Below are 19,088 nucleotides of genomic sequence, written 5' to 3' on the forward strand. Positions count from 1 at the left end.
AAAAGAAGGACCGCGCCATTCGACCGACCGCGATAAAGGCATTACGTGACGTTACGCTCCCCGCAAATCCGACATGCCCGCTTTTCCGTCGCGTCTGCGAAGATCGAACGCAGAGAAGGGAGGACGCGATGGCTCTGGCGAATGCCGGCTTACGACGTCTGCTCGTGGACACAGGTGAGCCCCGCGACTGGGTGACACCCCGCAGGGACCTCGTCACCGCGCTGCTCGGCGTGTGGTTCGGCGTCGGCCTGATGATCGACGCCTGGGCGCACACCAATCTCGGAGGTCAGCTGGAGACCTTCTTCACCCCCTGGCACGCGGTTTTCTATTCCGGATTCGCCGCCGTCTCGGGATGGATGATCTGGCAGGCGTGGCGCAACGTCCGCGCCGGCCGGCAGGGCGTGGCGGCGGTGCCCCGCGGATATCTGGCGGGGCTGGTCGCGATTCCGGCCTTCGCCGCCTTCGGCTTCGCCGACATGATGTGGCACACCTTTCTCGGCATCGAGACGACCGTGGACATCCTGTTCAGCCCGTCCCATCTGGGGCTGATCACGACGATGCTCCTCATCATCACCACGCCGCTGCGCTCGGCCTGGAACGCCCCCGACGTCGGCCGCCGGCCGGCGCTGCGGCGGCTGCTGCCGGCGCTGATCGGGCTGTCGTTCGCCACCACGCTCGTGTCGCTGTTCCTGTCCTACGGCGACGCCCTGCAGTGGCGGGCCGTGCGCATCGTCGAGGCGCTCTCCGACGTCACCCAAGGCGGCGCCGAGCGGCTGGCGACCGCCATGGTCATCAGCAACGTCATCCTGCTCGCCCCCGTGCTGCTGCTCCTGCGCCGCTGGGAGCTGCCGTTCGGCAGCGTCACGATCATGTACGCGGTCGCGGTGCTGATGCCGGGCGCCCAGACCGCCTTCCGCAACGTCCCGGTCCTGGCCGCGATCGTGGCCGGCGGGCTCGCGGCCGACCTGCTCATCCGGTGGCTGCGGCCGTCGGCGGCGCGGCGCCCGGCCTACTGGACGTTCGCCGCGCTGTCCGGGCTGGTCACCTGGTCCCTGTACGTCGGGGTGTCCTCGGTGGCGGGCGGCGGCCTGCCGTCGGTGCCGGAGCTGTGGACCGGCGCGCCGATCGTGGCCGGGCTGATCGGGCTGCTGCTCGGCGCGCTGTTCCTGCCCAACGCGATCGAGCCCGCGGACGACGCCGTTCCCGGGAAGGCATGAGGCTCGCCGGGCTGCTCGCGCTCGCCGCCGTCCTGGTGCTGGCGGCCGCCGCCCCGGCCGCGGCGCACACCGTCTCGGCCGGGGCCGACCTGCGCATCGCCCAGACGATCGCGGGGACGGAGCTGACGGTCGTGGTCAAGAGCACGTCGCGGGTGCCGGGGCCGCTGCGGATCGGGATCATCGCCTACCAGCCGGTCACCGGCCTGCCGGTCGCGCTGGAGGTGCGCTCGGCCGAGGACGGGCGCGCCGTGACCGGGCAGGCCGTCGCCGCCCCCGACCCCCGCTACGCCGAGCTGCGGGTGGAGCGGACCGGCCCGCACGTGCTCACGCTGCGCGCGGGCGGCGAGAGCTCCGCCGTGCCGTTCCGGGTGCTGGTGGAGCGGGGGTCCGGGGCGGAGCTGCTGATCTACGGCGGGTTCTTCGCGGCCGGTGTGCTGCTGGTCGGCGGGCTGCTCACCGGGGCGACGGCGCGGCCGGGCCGGGCGATGGCGCTCGCGGCCGGGGCTGCGGCCGGGGTGACGGTGGCGGTCATGGTGATCGTGTTCGAGCCGTTGGTGCCCGCGGGGCCGCCCGACGGGGCCGCGCCCGCGGTGACCGGGCCGGCCGGCGGGGGGCGGCCGTACGTGCAGGAACGCGTGGAGACGGTGCCGGCGCGGCCGGCCGCCGGAGAGGAGTTCACGTTGCGCGTCGATCTCGTGGACGGCTCGACCGGGCGGCCCGTGGACGACCTGACCGCGCACCACGAGGCGCTCGCCCACCTGATCGTCACCAGCCAGGACGGAAGCTACTTCCGCCACGTGCACCCGCTGCGCACCGCGCCGGGGCGGCTGGAGGTCCGCCTGCGCGCCGACCGGCCCGGCCGATACCTGACGCACACCGAGCTGGAACGCGAGGACTCCGGCGGGCAGCTCCTGGCGGCGGCCTTCGACGTCGGCGGCGCCGCGGCCGAACGCCCCGAGGACGCCACGGGCAAGCGCCCCGAGGACGCCACGGCCGGCCGCCCCGAGGACGAAGCGGGCACGCTGCCGGACGGCGCGCGGGGGACGCCGGTGCTGCGGCCCGCCGTCCCCGTCGCCGGCCGCCCCGCCACGATCGAGCTGGACGCCACCGGCCCCGTGCGGCCCTGGCTCGGCATGACCGGCCACCTGATCGTCCGCGACGGCGACGGCGGCTTCCTCGGCCACGTGCACGAGCTGGGCTCCGCCGGCGGCCGGCTGCGTTTCACCTTCAGCTTCCCCGCGCCCGGCCGCTACCTCGCCTGGGCCCAGTACGCGCTCGCCGACCGCATCTTGACCGTGCCGTTCACGGTGGAGGTCGCCGCGCCGGAGAGCCTGCGGTGAAGCGCGCCCTGATCGCCCTCGCGCTGGTCGCCGCCGCGGCGGTGGTGTTCGTCGTGGGCCGCGGCATGACCGCCGAGCCGCTGCGGGCGTCGGTGGCCGGCGCCCGGTACGCCGCCACCGTCGTCATCGACCGGCCCACGACCGGCCGCGTCACGGTCGAGGTCGAGGTGACCTCGGGCGAGGCGGACACGGCGGCGGTCTCGACCGTGATGACCGGCATGGGCCACGCCACGCCCGAGCTGCCCGCCCGCCGCACCGGCCCCGGCCGCTTCGCCGCCGAGGGCGAGCTGTTCCCGATGGCGGGCACGTGGGAGGTGTCGATCCGGCTGGGCGGCCCGGCGGGCGAGGAGACCCTGGTGGTCAACGCCCTCACCACCGGCTGACACGCTTCGCAATATGGCGAAACGTCTGGGAACCGCCGCGAGCCGCGGCTAACGTCGCCTTCCATGACGTACGGCCCCTACCCACCGCCTCCTCCCCCTGTCGTGATCGACGTCGGCGGCGACACCAAGGTGCGGCTGATCGCCGGCGGCGCGGTGGCGGCCGCGCTCGGGCTGGTCACGCTGGTCTCGGTGGCGGCCGGGCAGGTGACGGGCGGCGGGGGCGTCACGGTCGCCGCCGCCGTCCTCGGGCTCGGCTTCCTCGCCATCGGCCTGCTGCCGGTCCTGACCTGGCGGCGGACGGCCCGGCCGCGCCGGCTGATCCTCGACGCCCACGGGGTGCGCTGGGACGACCCGCGGGGCCGCCCGTGGGCCGTGGGCTGGGCCGAGCTGTCCGGGGTGGGCCTGTCCCGCACCCGGCAGCGGGCCGTCACGCTCGCCGACCACCTCGTGCGCCGCACCATGGTCCGGCTCGACCTGTTCCCCGCCGACCCGGGCTTCCGCGCCCGGCATCCGGAGATGGAGCACCTGTGGGAGTTCCACACGGTCAGGAACGGCTACCGGCTGCCGCTCGGCTCCCGGCCCGCCTACGTCCCGCTGATCGAGGAGGGGATGCGGCGCTTGCGTCCCGCGGCCTACCTGGGCGTCAAGGACGAGGGGTTCACCGTGGGCCTGGTGTGAGGCCGCCGCCGGCGAACTCGCGCGCGCCGCGCAGCCGGGTGCGCAGCCGCCGCTGGGTGGCCGCGCAGTCCAGCCGCAGCTCGGCCGGGCCGGGCACGCCGGAGTCCGCGCGGCGGCCGGCGGGCAGGCGGGCCGGGTCCAGGCCGTCGCGGCGGGCGATGAGGCGGCCCAGCTCGTAGCGGCTCAGCGCGTCCGCCCCGGCGACGTGGTGCACGCCGGACCGGCCGGGCGCGGCCAGCTCCAGCAGGGCCGCGGCCAGGTCGGCGACGTGCACCGGGCAGCGGACGTCGTCGGTGAACAACACGCCCCGCCGCCGGTCCGCGGCCAGCGCGTGCACCAGGGCCTCGTGCGGCGAGCCGCCGTCGCCGACGATCAGGGACGTGCGCGCGACCACCGCCGCGGGCACGAGCGCGCGCACCGCCACCTCGGCCGCCGCCTTGGCCGCCCCGTACGGGGTGACCGGGTCGGGGACGGCGTCCTCTGCGTAGCGGGCCGCCCGCCCGGAGAAGACCGCGTCGCTCGACACGTGCACCAGCCGCGCCCCCGACGCCGCCGCCGCGACGGCGACGTGGGCGGCGCCGTCGGCCGTCGTCCGCCAGTCGTCCTGCCGGTAGGCGGCGTTGACGACGACGTCCGGCCGCAGCTCGCCGATCAGGGCCGTCACCGCGGCCCGGTCGCGGACGTCGAGCGGCCGCCAGCCGGCCCCCGCCGCCCGCCCGGGACGGCCGAAGCAGGTGGCGGTGACCGTGTGCCCGGCCGCGACGGCCTGCCGGACCAGCTCGCCGCCGAGGAACCCGGCGCCGCCGACGACGGTGACCCGCACGCGGGCTCAGCCGAGCCCGGCGGCCGAGCCCGGCGGCCGGGCCAGCGCCAGCAGCGCGGCGTCGACGTCGGCGTACAGGGGCAGCCAGTCGGCCAGGCCGGTCAGCCACAACACCTGCATGCGCGACGGCGAGACGCCGGCCAGGGCCAGCCGGCCGCCCGCGGCGTCGGCGCGCTTGTAGTGGTCGACGATCAGGCCCAGCGAGCCTGAGTCCATGAACGTGACGCCGGACAGGTCGAGGACGACCCGCTCGTCGGGCCCGTTGAAGTAGGCGGTGAGGAACCGGTCGAGCTGCGCCTTGGTCACCGCGTCGAGCTCGCCGCCGACCTCGACCACCTCGACGCCCGCGTGCCGGCGGGCGGACAACCGCAGATCGATCATTGTGCCCTCCCGCCCGTTGCCCTCGCCGTCGTAGGCAGATTACTGTCTACCGGGGTGGCCGCGAGGGAGCAATACCTCGGTCAGGACAGTCCGCACGGCCCCGGCGACGGGCACAATGGGTGCTGTCCGTCTCGCCGCCCAGGGGGTTCTTGCGTGGACATCCAAGCGAGCACGGGTCTGGACGCGGTGCTGGCGGCCGGCGGCTCCATGGGCCGCCTCATGCGCGCCCGCGACTGGGCGGCGACCCCGCTGGGCCCGATGGACGGCTGGCCGCAGAGCCTGCGCAGCTCGCTCAGCATCTGCCTGGCCTCGGAGTTCCCCATGGTCATCTACTGGGGGCCGCGCCTGGCGACGCTCTACAACGACGCCTACCGGCCCACGCTGGGCGTCAAGCACCCCCGGTCGCTGGGGCAGCCCGCCGACGAGTGCTGGGCGGAGATCTGGCCGACGATCGGGCCGATGCTGGAGGGCGTGCTCACCCGGGGCGACGCCACCTACTCGCACGACCTGCTGCTCATCCTGCAGCGGGCCGGGTTCCGCGAGGAGGGGTACTTCTGCTTCTCCTTCAGCCCCATCCGCGACGAGTCCGGCGGCGTGGGCGGGGTGTTCTGCGCCGTGACCGAGACCACCGAGCGGGTCGTCGGCGCGCGCCGGCTGGCGCTCGTGCGCGAGCTGGGCGAGCGCAGCACCGCCGCCGCGTCCTCGGCCGCCGCGGCGTGCGCGTGGGCGGCCGGGGTGCTGGCGCGCAATCCGTACGACGTGCCGTTCGCGCTGCTCTACCTGCTCGACGGCGAGCACGCCGAGCTGAGCGGCGCGACCGGGCTGGTCCCGGGCGGCCCGCTCAGCCCGGCCAGGGTCGCCCTGTCCGGCGGCGGCCCGTGGTCGCTGGCCGCGGCCCGCACGGGCGTCGTGGAGGTCGCCCACCCCGGCGCGCCGCAGCTCACCGCGCTGGCCAGAGAGGGCTTCGACCCGCCCGAGCGGGCGCTGGTGCTGCCGATCGCGCGGCCCGGCGCCGAGCGGCCGGCGGGGCTGCTGGTCGCGGGCCTCAACAGCGGCCGGCCGGTCGACGGGTCCAGCCGCGACTTCGCCGTGCTGCTCGCCGACCACGTCTCGGCCGCCGTCGCCGACGCGACGGCGCTGCAGGCCGAGCGGCACCGCGCCGAGCAGCTGGCCGCGCTCGACCGGGCCAAGACGATGTTCTTCTCCAACATCAGCCACGAGTTCCGCACCCCGCTGACGCTGCTGCTCGGCCCCACCGAGGACCTCCTCGCCGAACGGGAGGCGCTGCGCGGGAGCGACCGCGAACGGGTCGAGATGATCCACCGCAACGCGCTGCGGCTGCTCAAGCTGGTCAACGCGCTGCTCGACTTCTCCCGCGCCGAGGCCGGGCGCATGACGCCGCGCCCGGAGCCGGTGGACCTGCCGGCGCTGACCGCGGAGCTGGCGAGCCTGTTCCAGGTGCCGGCCGAGCGGGGCGGGCTGCGGCTGGTGGTCGACTGCCGGCCGCTGCCCGGGCCGGTGGACGCCGACCCGGACATGTGGGAGAAGATCGTCCTCAACCTGCTGTCGAACGCCTTCAAGTTCACCCTCGACGGCGAGATCCGGGTGCGGGTGGAGGCCGCGGGCGAGCACGTGCGGCTGGTGGTGGCCGACACCGGCGTGGGCATCCCGCCGGGCGAGCTGCCGCGCCTGTTCGACCGGTTCCACCGGGTGGCCGGCACGGGGGCGCGCAGCGAGGAGGGCAGCGGCATCGGGCTGTCGCTGGTGCGGGAGCTGGTGCAGCTGCACGGCGGCACGGTCGAGGTGGACAGCACGCTGGGGGCCGGGTCCACGTTCACGGTGCTGATGCCGCGGCGGGCCGGCGCGGCGCGGGAGCCGGCGGCGGTCCCGGCGGTCCCGGGGGCGGCTCCGGCGGGGCGGGCGTCCGGCGCGTACGTGCAGGAGGCCATGAGCTGGGCGCCGCCCGCGCCCGCCGCCGCCGGGGAGCCCGGCCTCGCCCCCGAGGTGCTCGTCGTGGACGACAACGCCGACATGCGGGCCTACCTGCACCGCGTCCTGGCGCCGCACTGGCGGGTGCGCAGCGTCGCCGGCGGGCGGGAGGCGCTGGCGGCGTCCGCCGAGGCCGTGCCCGAGCTGGTGCTGAGCGACGTGATGATGCCCGGGCTGGACGGGTTCGGGCTGCTGCGGGCGTTGCGGGCGGACGAGGCGACCCGGCACGTGCCGGTCATCCTGATCTCGGCGCGGGCCGGGCAGGAGGCCGCCATCGAGGGGCTGGACGCCGGGGCCGACGACTACCTGATCAAGCCGTTCACCGCGGCCGAGCTGACCGCGCGGGTGCGTACGCACCTGGAGACCGCGCGGCAGCGGCGGCGGGCGGCCGAACGGGTCGCGGCCCTGGCCGAGGCCAGCCGGCGGCTCACCGCCGGCCTCGACCCCGACGAGATCAGCCGGGTGCTGTGCGAGGAGATCGTGCCCGCCTTCGCGGCGGGCTGCGCGGTGTGGCTGCACCACGACGACCCCGACGGCGACGGCGACAGCGGCGGCAGGCCGCGGCCCGCACCCGCTGCCACGCCCGGCTCGTCGCCGGCGACCTGCCGCCGGCGGCCCGCGCCGCGCTCCACACCCCGCCCGCCCGCACGCCACCGACGCCGCCCCGCGGACCACTCCCAGCACCCCCAGCACTCTCACCGGCCCCGTCGACCCTGCCGCCTCGCGGGCCGGCGGGGGCGCGGGCGGGGGCGCGGGCGGGGTGGGGACGCTGGGGTTGCGGCACCGTGGCCGGGAGATCGGCGCGGTGACCCTGGCCGCGCCGACGGGCGCCACGGCCGACCCCGCCGAGCGGGCGTTCCTGCGCGACCTGGTCGACCGCGCCGCCGTCGCCCTCGACAACGCCGCCCAGTACGAGCGCCAGCACCGCATCTCGGTGCAGCTCCAGCGCTCACTGCTGCCCGCCGCCCTGCCCCGCTTCCCGGGGATCGAGCTGGCCTGCCGCTACCGGCCGGGCGCGGCCGGCCAGTACGCCGGCGGCGACTGGTACGACGCGCTGGCCCTGCCCGGCGGCCGGCTGGCGCTGGTGATCGGCGACGTGATGGGGCGGGGCGTGCCGGCCGCCGCGCTGATGGGGCGGCTGCGCACCGCGATCCAGGCGTACACGCTGGAGGGGCTGCCCGCCGGGCCGCTGCTGGAACGGCTCAGCGTGTTCCTCGACACGGCCGGCCGCCGCCGGTACACCACCTTGTGCTACGCGGTCTACGACCCGGCCGGGCACCGGCTGGAGCTGGCCAACGCCGGGCACCTGCCGCCGCTGCTGTCGTCGCCGTCCGGGCGGGCGCGGCTGCTGCCGGTGCACCACGGCCTGCCGCTCGGCGTGGACGCGGCCTTCGCCTACGCCGGCCAGACCTTCAGCGTGCCGCCGGGGTCGAGCCTGCTGTTCTACACCGACGGCCTGGTGGAGGACCGCGGGCGCCCGCTGGCCGACCGGCTGGGCGCGCTGTGCGACGCGCTCAGCGGGTGCACCGACCCGGAGGAGCTGTGCGAGCGGGCGATGAGCGTGATGGCCCCGCCGGACGGCGGCGACGACGTGGCGTTGCTGGCTCTGCACCACCCCCGGGCGGCTCGCTAGCGGTTCATCCCCTTTCGGTAGATTCGGACCGATCATCGTGACGGCCGGCACCACCGGAGGAGCTTCGTGACCATTCCTGATCTGACCGACGTGCACCCGGCGTGGCTGCCGCCGGAGGCGTTCCGGCCGATCGGCTCGCGCCGGGTGGCGGTGCTCGGCGCGGGCGCCCTGGTGGACACGGTGCGCGCCGAGGTGGCCGCGGCCCAGGCCCGGTACGGCGGCCCCGCGACCGGCCCCGCGACCGGCCCCTCGACCGGCCCCGCGACCGGCCCCTCGACCGGCCCGGCCGGCTGCGTGCTGGCCCTGACCGGTGCGGACCTGGAGGGCGGCGGCCTGCCGGAGGCGGTGCGGGCGGTGGCGGGCGAGGCCGGGCCGACGGGGCCCGAGGGGTACGCCCTGGCCCGCCGCGACGGCGTCACCGTGGTCGTGGCCGACGCCCCCGCCGGGCTGCTGTACGGGCTGTTCCACCTGGTACGCCTGGGCGAGGCGGCCTTCGCGGCGGACCGGCCGGTCGAGCGGCACGCGCCCGCCGCCGCCCGCCGCATGCTCGACCACTGGGACAACGTCGCGGTGCACCCGGTGATGGGCCAGGTCGAGCGCGGCTACGCGGGCGGCTCGCTGTTCTGGCGGGACGGCGTGCTGCGCGAGGACCTGACCCGGGTGCGCGCCTACGCCCGGCTGCTGGCCGCCGCCGGGATCAACGCCGTCGCGATCAACAACGTCAACGTGCACGCCGCCGAGGCGCGCCTGCTGACCGACCGGCTCGGCGAGGTGGCGGCCATCGCCGCCGAGCTGCGGCCGTACGGGATCCGGGTGCACCTGTCGGTGAGCTTCGCCTCTCCCGTCGTGCTCGGCGGCCTGGACACCGCGGACCCGGTGCGGGAGGAGGTGCGCCGGTGGTGGGCGGCCGCGGCCGGCCGGGTGTACGCGGCGGTGCCGGACTTCGGCGGGTTCGTGGTGAAGGCCGACTCGGAGGGGCAGCCGGGGCCGTTCGCGTACGGGCGCAGCCACGCCGACGGCGCGGGCGCGCTGGCCGACGCGCTGGCCCCGCACGGCGGCGTGGTGCACTGGCGGGCCTTCGTCTACAACCACCGCCAGGACTGGCGCGACCGCTCCACCGACCGCGCCCGGGCCGCCTGCGACCACTTCGCGCCGCTGGACGGGCGGTTCGCGGACAACGTGATCCTCCAGGTCAAGCACGGCCCGATGGACTTCCAGCCGCGCGAGCCGGTCTCGCCGGTGATCGCCGCCATGCCGGCCACGAAGCTGGCGGTGGAGTTCCAGGTGACGCAGGAGTACACCGGCCAGCAGCGGCACGTGTGCTACCTGGCGCCGATGTGGAGCGAGATCCTGGGGTTCCAGCCCTGGGGGCCGGACGGGGGCGGGCGCACCGTCGCGGACGTCGCGGCGGGCGGCGGCGGGCTGGTCGCGGTGTCCAACGCGGGCGACGACCCGTACTGGACCGGGCACCCCCTGGCCCAGGCCAACCTGTACGCCTTCGGCCGGCTGGCCTGGGACCCGCGCCTGGACCCGGCCGCGATCCTCGACGAGTGGGCCGGGCTGACGTTCCCGGCGACGGCGGCGGAGCTGCGCGGCACGCTGCACGCCCTGATGGACGGCTCCTGGCGCACCTACGAACGGTACACGGCCCCGCTGGGCGTCGGCTTCATGGTCCGCCCCGGCCACCACTACGGCCCGGACGTGGACGGCTACGAGTACACGCCGTGGGGCACCTACCACTTCGCCGACCGCGACGGCGTGGGCGTGGACCGCACCAGGGCCACGGGCACCGGGTTCACCGGCCAGTACCCGCGGCCGTGGCGCGAGGTCTACGAGTCGGCCGCGCGGTGCCCGGACGAGCTGCTGCTGTTCTTCCACCACGTCCCGTACGGCCACGTGCTGCGGAGCGGCGCGACCGTCATCCAGCACATCTACGACACCCACTTCGCCGGGGTGGAGGAGGTGGCAGAGATGCGGGCGCACTGGGACAAGCTGGACGGCACGGGTCTGGTGGACCCGGCCCTGCACTCCCGCGTCACAGAGCTGCTGGAGGAGCAGCGGCGCTGCGCCGAGGAGTGGCGCGACCAGGTCAACGCCTACTTCTTCCGCAAGTCGGGGGTGCCGGACGCGCACGGCCGGCGCATCCCGTAGTCGTGGGCGCCGCCGGGGGCTCAGGCGGTGAACCGCTCCTCGACCTCGGCGATCAGGGGGCGGGCGTTCCGCAGCAACCCGGCGGCGAACACCGCGGCCAGCACCGCCGTCAGCAGTTCGGTGCCGGCCAGCGTGACGGCCGTGGCCACCACGAGCAGCGACACGTTGGCCAGCGCGGCCTTCGGGTGGCGCAGCAGGAGGTAGGAGGCCAGCCGGGCCACGTCCACCGCCCGGAACGCGAACAGCGAGGTGATCACCAGCGCGTTGCCGGCCCAGAGCAGGCCGCCGAGCGCGACCAGCACCAGCAGCGCCGCCCACCAGCGGGGCACGCCCGCGACGGCGAGGTTGGCGAGGTTCGTCCCGATGACGGCCATGCCGGCCAGCCAGGGCGCCCAGATCTTCAGCACCCCGGCGGCGTTGGCCCGGTAGCCGCGCCAGAACGCCGCCGCCGGGCGCAGGTCGGCCAGGCCGCGGCCGCGGTGGCGCAGGGCGTACAGGGCGGCCGACAGGGCGGGGCCGAGCGGCAGCGCGCACAGCGCCGCCAGCGGCAGGTTGCCGGCGTCGCCGCCGAGCAGCGTCAGCGCGGCCAGCCCCGGCGCGACGGCGAGCAGGAACATCGCCTCGACGGCCAGCAGGGTGTAGATCAGCGCGGCGGCCCGCGACAGCGGCCCCTCGCCGAAGGCCCGTCCCGCGCCCGCCGACGGGTCCGCGGCCGGTGCCGGGGTGCTCATGCGGGATTCTCCTCTCCCAGGCCCAGCAGCCGCCGGTCGTCCCACCACGGCGGCGTCTCGTCCACCAGCACCGGCGTGAGCTCGGCCAGCGTCACCTCGTGCGCGCCGAGCCGCAGGTCCAGCTCCACCCGGCCGTCCCGGACGGGCAGGGCGCGGTGCGAGCGGGCCGGCTCGGCCGCCTCGCGCAGCACGTCAAGCTCGCGCGCGGCGGGCGAGGCGGGGCGGCCCAGCTCGCGCCAGGCGGCCCAGGCGTTGCCGTGCTCCTCGCTCACCGACGAGCGCAGCAGGAACGCCGACCCCGCCGGGCCCACCGGCACCGACAGCCGGACCTGGTGCCCGGTGACCGGGTCCCCGCCGGTGACGTCGGCGGGCGCCCAGGCGAGGACGCTCACCCGGCCGTCGCCGTGCCGGGTGACCAGGTGGTCCGCGCCGCGCGCCAGCACCTCCTCGCCCATCCGCGCCATGAACGCGTACAGGTGGTAGGTGGGCTTCTTGATCTGCCGGTGGGTCAGCAGCCCGAAGCCGCCGTGGAAGATCGAGGCAGGGACGCCGATCTCCTCGAAGACGTCGCAGAACGTCCAGTAGGCGAAGGAGTCGCACACCTCTCCCCCGCCGGCCAGCACCGGCGCCAGGTACGCGGCGTGGAAGGCCGTGTCGTGCACCGGGTTGTCCGGCCGGTAGGAGGAGTTGAACTCGGTGACGTGCACCGGCGCGCCCGCCAGCGGCCCGCCCGCGAGCTGCCGGCGCGGCGTGGCGAACTGCTCCAGCAGCGCCTCGGCGGGCATCAGCGTCTGGTGCACGCCGAACGGGACGTGCTGGGCGGGGCCGGAGCTGTAGGCGTGGCGGCTGACGAAGTCGCACGGCACGTCCCGGGCGGCGACGAAGTCGGCGAAGCGCGGCAGCCACTCGTCCGCGCCGGGCGAGATCGCCGGGCCGCCGACCAGCAGCCCGGCGTCGACCTCCTTGACGGCGTGCGCGGTCACCTCGTACAGGCGGTGGTAGGCGGCCTCGTCGGCGTCCTGCCAGAACTCCTTGAGGTTGGGCTCGTTCCACACCTCGATCGGCCAGGTGCGCACCTCGTCGAGCCCGTAGCGGCCGACGAGGTGCCGCAGCGTGGCCCGGACCAGCTCCGCCCACTCCGCGTGGGAGGCGGGCGGGGTGACGTTGCCGTGCCACCAGAAGACGGTCTGCTCGCCGGAGGCGAGCCCGGAGGGCATGAAGCCGAGCTCCAGGAACGGCCGGATCCCGAGGTCGAGGTAGGCGTCGACGACCTGGTCCACGTAGGTGAAGACGTGGCGGACCCGCCGCTCGCCGGCGTGCTCGTAGGGCCGGTGCACGCCGGCGCCGTCGCTGAGCAGCCCGTGGCCCCGGATGTGCCGGAAGCCGATCTCCCGCTGGACCAGCGCCAGCGACTCCTGGTAGTCGCGCCGCAGGGCCAGGTCGAAGCGGCCGGTGCCGACGCAGTAGCGCCACGCCTCCGACAGCCGTCCCTGGCCGCGGTCCGGAACCACTGTCCTCATGCGATCAGCCGTGGTCCTTCTTGAAGCGCTCGTAGGCGGTGTTGACGAGGTTGACGTAGGAGGTCATGTTCTTGCCCTCCAGCTCCTTGACGTAGGCGTCCCACTCGGACAGGTCGCGCTCGCCGAGGATGAACTTGAGCGTCTGCTGGGTGACGTAGTCCTTCAGCGGCGTCTCCCAGAGGGTGGCCTGCTCGCGCTCCTCCTCGTTGAACGGGTGCGGCGGCTCGATCGGCCACGGCTTGCGCGCGTTCATCACCTTCTGGAACTCCAGCTCTTCCTGGGAGAAGGTGGAGTTGAGCAGCTTGGTGGTGCCGCCGTAGGCGAACACGCCGTTGGAGAAGCCGAAGTCCTTCTGCAGGTGCTTGGGGGCGCCCGGGTTGAGGCCGACGAAGTCGACGTCCTTGGCGAGGGTGTAGGTGCCGGAGGAGTCCTTGGTGTAGGTGACGCCCTCGACGCCCCACTTGGCGAACTCCTCGCCCTGGTCGGAGTACCAGAGCCAGTCGATGAACTGCATCATCGCGACGAAGTTCTTGTTCTCCAGCGCCTTCTTGGAGATCATGACGCCGTTCTCCAGGCGGGTGCCGATCTTGTAGTCGCCGACAGGGCCCATGGGGACGGGGATCTTGACGATCTTGGCGTCGGGGACGAGCTTGCTCAGCGTCGGCCGGTAGTCGTTGATGATCGACTGGGCGTTGGTGCTGATGACGAACGACTTGCCGGAGTTGAACTTCTGCTTGGCCTGCTCGTCCTGCTGGGTGAAGCTCTCGGGGTCGAGCAGCTTCTCCTTCACCAGCTTGGCCAGGTACTCGATCATCTGCTTGTACTGCGGCATCGCGCCGGTGTAGACGAACTTGCCGCTCGCGGTGTCGAACGTGGCGTGCTGGTACTCCCAGCCGCCCTTGGTGCCGTACGCCTGGGCGACGAGCTTGAGCAGGTTGCCGCCCGGCGTCGGGACGCCCCAGCGGTCGGTCATCGGGTAGAGGTCGGGGTACTCGGCCTTCATCGCCTTCAGCACCGTGTACAGCTCGTCCCAGGTCTTCGGAACCTCCAGCTTCAGCTTCTCCAGGATGTCGGACCTGACGGCGAGGGAGTAGTCGACCCAGACCTCCTCATGCAGGCCGGGCAGCAGGTAGATGCGGCCGTCGGCCTGGCGCAGGGTGTCCAGGTCCGGCTCCATGCGCCACTTGGCGACCTTGTCCTTGAAGTTCGGCATGAGGTCGAAGTAGTCGCTGACCGGCAGGATCGCGCCCGAGGAGACGAACGCCTCCTCCTGCGGGTGGTAGGTCTTGGGGATGATGAGAGGGGCCTGGCCGGAGCCGACGAGCAGGCCGCGCTTCTTCTCGTAGTCGCTGAGCGGCACCTCGACCGGCTTCAGCGTCACGTTGGTGCGCTTGGTGAGCTCCTGCCACAGCAGCCAGTCGCTCTTGTTGGGGTAGAACGAGTGGTTGTTGTACAACACGTCGAACGAGACCGGCTCGGTCGCCTTGAACTGCTGGTTGACGCCGTAGTTCGCCATCGCGGCGGCCTTGTTGCCGGACACGTCGGCGGCCTTCTTCGGGGCCTCGTCCTCGCCGCAGCCGGCGAGCACGAGCGTGAACGCGCCCAGTCCGATGATCGCCTGACGCCGTGAGATGTCGCGCATGGGGGGAGAATCCTTTGTGTTGCAGGGGGACAGGACGGCTCAGCCCTTGACGGCGCCGAGCATGACTCCGGAGACGAAGTACCTCTGGACGAAGGGGTAGACCGCGAGGATCGGCAGCACGGTGAGCATGATCGTGACCGCCTGGATGTTGGCCGCGGCGGCCGAGGCCTCCGCGATCCCGGCGCCGGCCGCCTCCGCGCCGGTCGCGCCGGCGATGAGGTTGCGCAGGTAGATGGTCACCGGGAACATGTCGCCCTCGTTCAGGTAGAGGAACGCGGTGAACCACGAGTTCCAGAACGAGACCGCGTAGAACAGGATCATCGTGGCGATGACCGCCTTCGACAGCGGCAGCACGATCCGCCACAGGACGCCGTAGGTGTTGAGGCCGTCGATCGCGGCGGCCTCCTCCAGGTCGCGCGGCAGGCCCTCGAAGAACGTCTTCATCACCAGCAGGTTGAAGACGCTGATCGCGTTCGGCAGCACGACCGACCAGATGGTGTTGGTCAGGCCGAGGCTGTTGATCAGCACGTAGTTGGGGATCAGACCGCCGGAGAAGATCATGGTGAAGACGGCCACCCAGATGAGGAACGTGCGGCCCCTCAGGTGCTTCTTCGACAGCACGTACGCGTAGCAGGTGGTCAGGACCATCGCGATCGCCGTGGCGAGGACGGTGTAGACCACCGTGTTGCGGTAGTTCGTCCAGAACATCGGGTCGGACACGACGAGCTTGTACGTCGCGACGTTGAACCCGCGCGGGATCAGGTTGACCTGGCCGCCGACGATGTAGCGCTCCTCGCTGAACGAGCGCGCGATGATGTTGACGAACGGGTACAGCGTCACGATCACCACGCCGGTCAGGATGACGGCGTTGATGCCCTGGAAGACGCGGTAACCGCGGGTCCGGTCCGTGCTCACCACAGGCTCGTCCCTACTGCGCGGCGGGAGATGAGGTTGGCCGAGACGATCAGCACCACGCCGACCAGCGCCTCGAACAGGCCGATCGCGGCGGCGTAGGACAGGTTGCTGGACTCCACGCCCATCCGGTACAGGAACGTGGTGATCACGTCGGCGGTCGGGTACGTCAGCGGGTTGTACAGCAGCAGCACCTTCTCGAACCCGATCGTCATGAACGTGCCGATGTTGAGGATCAGCAGCGTGATCGCGGTGGGCCGGATGCCGGGCAGCGTGACGTGCCAGATCTGCCGCCACCGGCCCGCGCCGTCCATCCGGGCGGCCTCGTAGAGCTGGTCGTCGATCGTGGTCAGGGCGGCCAGGTAGAGGATGGTGCCCCAGCCGACCGTCTGCCAGACCTCGGACGAGACGAAGATCGTGCGGAACCACTCGGGCTTCTGGATGAAGGCGGCCGGCTCGCCGCCGAGGGCCTTGACGATCTGGTTGACCGGCCCGTCGATGGCGAGGAGCTGCATGACCAGGCCGGCCACGATCACCACCGACAGGAAGTGCGGCAGGTACGACACCGACTGCAGGAACCGCTTGAGCTTGCGGTGGCGCACCTCGTTGAGCAGCAGCGCCAGCACGATCGGCAGCGGGAAGCAGAACAGCAGCGTCAGCCCGCCAAGGATGAGGGTGTTGGTGAAGACGTTCCAGAACGACGGGTCGTTGAGGAACATCCGCACGTAGCGAAGGCCCACCCAGGACTCGCCGAACAGGCTGCCGCCCGGCTCGTACCTGCGGAAGGCGATGACGTTGCCGAGCATCGGCACGTAGCGGAAGACGACGAAGAAGGCGAAGGGCAGCACGGCGAGGCTGTAGAGCTGCCAGTCGCGGCGCAGCGCGTACCGCCAGGTGCCGGGGCGGGCCCGGCGGGGCCGGTCCTGGCGCGGCCCGGCCTCGGCGAGCTCGGCGGTGTCGAGGGTGGCGCTCATCCGGCTCCCTCCGGGGTCACCTCGGCGGTGGCCAGCAGCCGCCGCGCGGGTCCGGTCTCGCGTTCCTGCCCGGTCAGGCGCAGCGGGACGGCCGCGGCGATGTCCTCGCTGGAACGGCCGAAGCGCAGCTCGACGTCGCCGGGCTCGACGATCCTGCGGCCCCGCAGCCCGGTGAAGGAGGCCAGGTCGGCGGGGACGGTGAAGGTCACGCGGGCGGCCCGGCCCGGCTCCAGCGGGACCCGGGCGTAGCCGATCAGGCGCACGACCGGCCTGGTGACCTGGGCGACCGGGTCGTGCAGGTAGAGCTGGACGACCTCGGTCCCGGGGCGCCGGCCGGTGTTGCGCACGGTGACGCCGACGCTGACCTCGCCGTCCACCGGCCACTCGGCGGGGCCCGCCGCCCCGCTCCAGTCGAAGGTGGTGTAGCCGAGGCCGTGCCCGAAGGGGTAGGCGGGGGTGGGGTCGACCGAGGAGATCTCGGTGCGGCGGCCGAGCGGCGGCGACAGGTACGTCGACGGCAGCGCCCCGGCGTCGCGCGGCACGCTGACCGGCAGCCGGCCGGACGGCTCCACCGCGCCGGTGAGCACCTCGGCCAGCGCGCGGCCGCCGAGCTGGCCGGGGAAGAAGCCGTACAGCACGGCGGCGGCCGCGTCGAGGTCCTGGCCCAGCGCGTACGGGCGGCCGGCCAGCAGCACGAGCACCACGGGCGTGCCGGTGGCCAGCACCGCCCGCGCCAGCTCGGCCTGCGCGCCGGGCAGTCCGAGGTCCACCGCGTCGCAGCCCTCGCCCGAGGTGCCGCGGCCGAACAGGCCCGCCCGGTCGCCGACGGCCAGCACGCACACGTCGGCGGCGGCCGCCGCGGCGACCGCGGCGGGGATGCCGGAGACGTCGTCGCCGGTGATGTCGCAGCCCGGCGCGTAGGCCAGGTCCGGCACGAGCGCGGCGAGGGCGTCGCGCAGCGACGGGATCTCGACGCCGAGCCCGTGCTCGGGGTGCGGCCCGACGTGCGCGGGGAAGGCGTAGCAGCCGAGCATCGCCATCGGGTCGTCGGCGACCGGGCCGACGAGCGCGACGCGGCGGCCGGGCCCGAGCGGGAGCACGCCGCCGGTGTTGCGGAGCAGCACGACGGCCTGGCGGGCGAGGCGGAGGGCCAGGTCACGGCCGGTCTCGTCGTCCAGGCAGACGTCCTCGGGAGCTCCGGGAAGCGCTTGCCAGCCGGGGTCGAGAAGACCGAGCTCGGCCTTCTGGACCAGCACCCGGTGCAGCGCGCGGTCGATGAGCGCCTCGTCCACCTCGCCGGCCTCGACCGCCTCGACGAGCGGGGCGCCGAAGGCGTCCACGGTGGGCAGCTCGACGTCGATGCCGGCGCTCAGCGCGAGCCGGGCGGCGTCCGCGGCGCCGGCCGCCACCTGGTGCAGCCGCTCCAGGAAGCGGACGGAGAAGTAGTCGCTGACCACCGTGCCGGTGAAGCCCCACTCCTCGCGCAGCAGGCCGGTGAGCAGGCGCTCGTCGGCGGCGGCGGGCAGGCCGTCCAGCTCGGTGTAGGCGTTCATGACCGAGCGGGCGCCGCCGAGGCGCAGCCCCATCTCGAACGGCGGGAGCACGGTGTCGGCCAGCTCGCGCGGGCCCATCGCGACGGGGGCGTGGTTGCGCCCGCCGCGGGAGGCGGCGTAGCCGGCGAAGTGCTTGAGCGTGGCGACGACGCCGCTGCTCTCCAGGCCGCGCACGTAGGCGGCGGCGATCGTGCCGACGAGGTAGGGGTCCTCGCCGATCGTCTCCTCGGTGCGGCCCCAGCGGTAGTCCCTGGTGACGTCCAGGACGGGGGCGAGGCCCTGGTGCACGCCGGCGGCGCGCAGCGAGCGGCCGATGTGCGCGGCCATCCGCTCGACCAGCGCGGGGTCGAACGCGGCGCCCCAGCTCAGCGGGGCCGGGTAGACGGTCGCCCGCCAGGCGGCGAAGCCGGTCAGGCACTCCTCGTGGACCTGCGCCGGGATGCCGAACCTGCCGGCGGCGACGATGCGCTCCTGGGAGGCGGCCAGCGAGCGGGCGCCGGCGACCGGGTCCACGGGGGCGGTGCCGTACGGGCGGGTGAGCTGGCCGAGCCCGTGGGCGATGACGTCGGCGAAGTCCACGCCGGCCATCTCCTCCTGGTGCGGGGCGACGCCTCCCCCTGAGGCGTCGGCGCCGACCCAGACGCCGACGAGCTGCGCGACCTTCTCCTCCAGCGTCATCAGCGGGACGAGCGCGGCGGCCCGCTCGGCCGGGGACAGCCGCGGGTCCCGCCAGGGCGGGCGGTCACCGGCCGCAGGACTGGTGTCGTCGATTGATACCTGGCCTGTCATGCCATCCTTCCGACCGAAACTACACGAACCGAAACTTTCTCGAAGATCCGTTAATATTGCGGCAACTTAGGGGGCCGGTTGAATCGTGTCAAGAGGTGAACGGCTGCCGGTTTGCTGGGCGAGTTGTTGGCGTTCGCGCGGGTCACAGCGCCAATCGGGATCTCCGATGACGACAAATTGCCGGAAACTTTCCGGAAACAAAGGGCGGCGCGGCCGATGACAAGTTGCCGACCGGGTAACGCGGCCGGCGAGCGCTTTCACCGGTGCGGGCGAGGGCCGGGGGAGCGTGGCGGGACCGCTTCCCCAGGGGGATCGGACGGCGCCGGAGGACGCGCGCGGCGGGCCCGCGAGCCGCGGTGAGATCCGTGAACC

Annotated in this window: 14 protein-coding genes and 1 pseudogene; 7 read left to right on the forward strand and 8 right to left on the reverse strand. The window is 74.0% G+C overall.

Features of this window, described 5'->3' with window-relative positions; all coding sequences use genetic code 11:
• The first annotated feature begins 128 nt into the window (after positions 1-128).
• The 4 genes from MF672_RS17375 (at position 129) to MF672_RS17390 (ending at position 3,618) form a co-directional block, all read left to right on the forward strand.
• Complete coding sequence (locus MF672_RS17375; protein ID WP_242383875.1) at positions 129-1,217, forward strand: hypothetical protein; 1,089 nt, start codon at positions 129-131, stop codon at positions 1,215-1,217.
• Complete coding sequence (locus tag MF672_RS17380; RefSeq protein ID WP_242383874.1) at positions 1,214-2,557, forward strand: DUF8832 domain-containing protein; 1,344 nt, start codon at positions 1,214-1,216, stop codon at positions 2,555-2,557. The genes MF672_RS17375 and MF672_RS17380 overlap by 4 nt, the downstream gene beginning before the upstream one ends.
• Complete coding sequence (locus MF672_RS17385; RefSeq protein WP_242383873.1) at positions 2,554-2,940, forward strand: FixH family protein; 387 nt, start codon at positions 2,554-2,556, stop codon at positions 2,938-2,940. Before MF672_RS17380 ends, MF672_RS17385 begins: the two co-directional genes overlap by 4 nt.
• Before the next feature lie 63 nt (positions 2,941-3,003).
• Positions 3,004-3,618, forward strand: a complete 615-nt coding sequence (locus MF672_RS17390; protein WP_242383872.1) for a hypothetical protein — start codon at positions 3,004-3,006, stop codon at positions 3,616-3,618.
• Here the strand turns inward: MF672_RS17390 and MF672_RS17395 are convergent.
• A complete protein-coding gene (locus MF672_RS17395) occupies positions 3,599-4,441 on the reverse strand; it encodes a sugar nucleotide-binding protein (RefSeq protein ID WP_247815270.1) in 843 nt (280 codons plus the stop codon). The two genes, MF672_RS17390 and MF672_RS17395, sit on opposite strands and share 20 nt — an antisense overlap.
• 6 nt (positions 4,442-4,447) lie before the next feature.
• Entirely contained in the window at positions 4,448-4,822 is a 375-nt protein-coding gene (locus MF672_RS17400; RefSeq protein ID WP_242384008.1) for an STAS domain-containing protein, read from the reverse strand.
• Between the two features lie 1,194 nt (positions 4,823-6,016).
• On the opposite strand from MF672_RS17400, the pseudogene MF672_RS52155 reads away from it, so the two are divergent.
• The 3 genes and pseudogenes from MF672_RS52155 to MF672_RS17410 all read left to right on the forward strand — a co-directional run.
• Positions 6,017-7,150, forward strand: a pseudogene (locus MF672_RS52155) (ATP-binding response regulator); the annotation flags it as partial.
• A gap of 760 nt (positions 7,151-7,910) precedes the next feature.
• Positions 7,911-8,444, forward strand: a complete 534-nt coding sequence (locus MF672_RS52160) for a PP2C family protein-serine/threonine phosphatase (protein ID WP_407654774.1) — start codon at positions 7,911-7,913, stop codon at positions 8,442-8,444.
• 66 nt (positions 8,445-8,510) lie between these two features.
• Positions 8,511-10,595: an alpha-glucuronidase gene (locus MF672_RS17410; protein ID WP_302893226.1), complete on the forward strand. Its 2,085-nt coding sequence runs from the start codon at positions 8,511-8,513 to the stop codon at positions 10,593-10,595.
• Positions 10,596-10,615: 20 nt separating this feature from the next.
• Here the strand turns inward: MF672_RS17410 and MF672_RS17415 are convergent, their stop codons facing one another.
• The 6 genes from MF672_RS17415 to MF672_RS17440 are packed head-to-tail and all read right to left on the reverse strand — an operon-like array spanning position 10,616 to position 18,716.
• Complete coding sequence (locus tag MF672_RS17415) at positions 10,616-11,326, reverse strand: YesL family protein (protein WP_242382094.1); 711 nt, start codon at positions 11,324-11,326, stop codon at positions 10,616-10,618.
• Positions 11,323-12,846: a GH39 family glycosyl hydrolase gene (locus MF672_RS17420; RefSeq protein WP_242382093.1), complete on the reverse strand. Its 1,524-nt coding sequence runs from the start codon at positions 12,844-12,846 to the stop codon at positions 11,323-11,325. Before MF672_RS17420 ends, MF672_RS17415 begins: the two co-directional genes overlap by 4 nt.
• A 4-nt stretch (positions 12,847-12,850) precedes the next feature.
• On the reverse strand, positions 12,851-14,488 hold the full coding sequence (locus tag MF672_RS17425) for an ABC transporter substrate-binding protein (RefSeq protein WP_242382092.1): 1,638 nt from the start codon (positions 14,486-14,488) through the stop codon (positions 12,851-12,853).
• A gap of 39 nt (positions 14,489-14,527) precedes the next feature.
• Positions 14,528-15,403, reverse strand: a complete 876-nt coding sequence (locus MF672_RS17430) for a carbohydrate ABC transporter permease (RefSeq protein WP_242382091.1) — start codon at positions 15,401-15,403, stop codon at positions 14,528-14,530.
• A complete protein-coding gene (locus tag MF672_RS17435; RefSeq protein WP_242382090.1) occupies positions 15,400-16,374 on the reverse strand; it encodes an ABC transporter permease in 975 nt (324 codons plus the stop codon). Before MF672_RS17435 ends, MF672_RS17430 begins: the two co-directional genes overlap by 4 nt.
• Positions 16,371-18,716: a beta-xylosidase/alpha-l-arabinosidase gene (locus tag MF672_RS17440; RefSeq protein ID WP_242382089.1), complete on the reverse strand. Its 2,346-nt coding sequence runs from the start codon at positions 18,714-18,716 to the stop codon at positions 16,371-16,373. The genes MF672_RS17435 and MF672_RS17440 overlap by 4 nt, the downstream gene beginning before the upstream one ends.
• Positions 18,717-19,088 lie beyond the last annotated feature (372 nt).

Source organism: Actinomadura luzonensis (assembly GCF_022664455.2).
Lineage (GTDB): Bacteria > Actinomycetota > Actinomycetes > Streptosporangiales > Streptosporangiaceae > Nonomuraea > Nonomuraea luzonensis.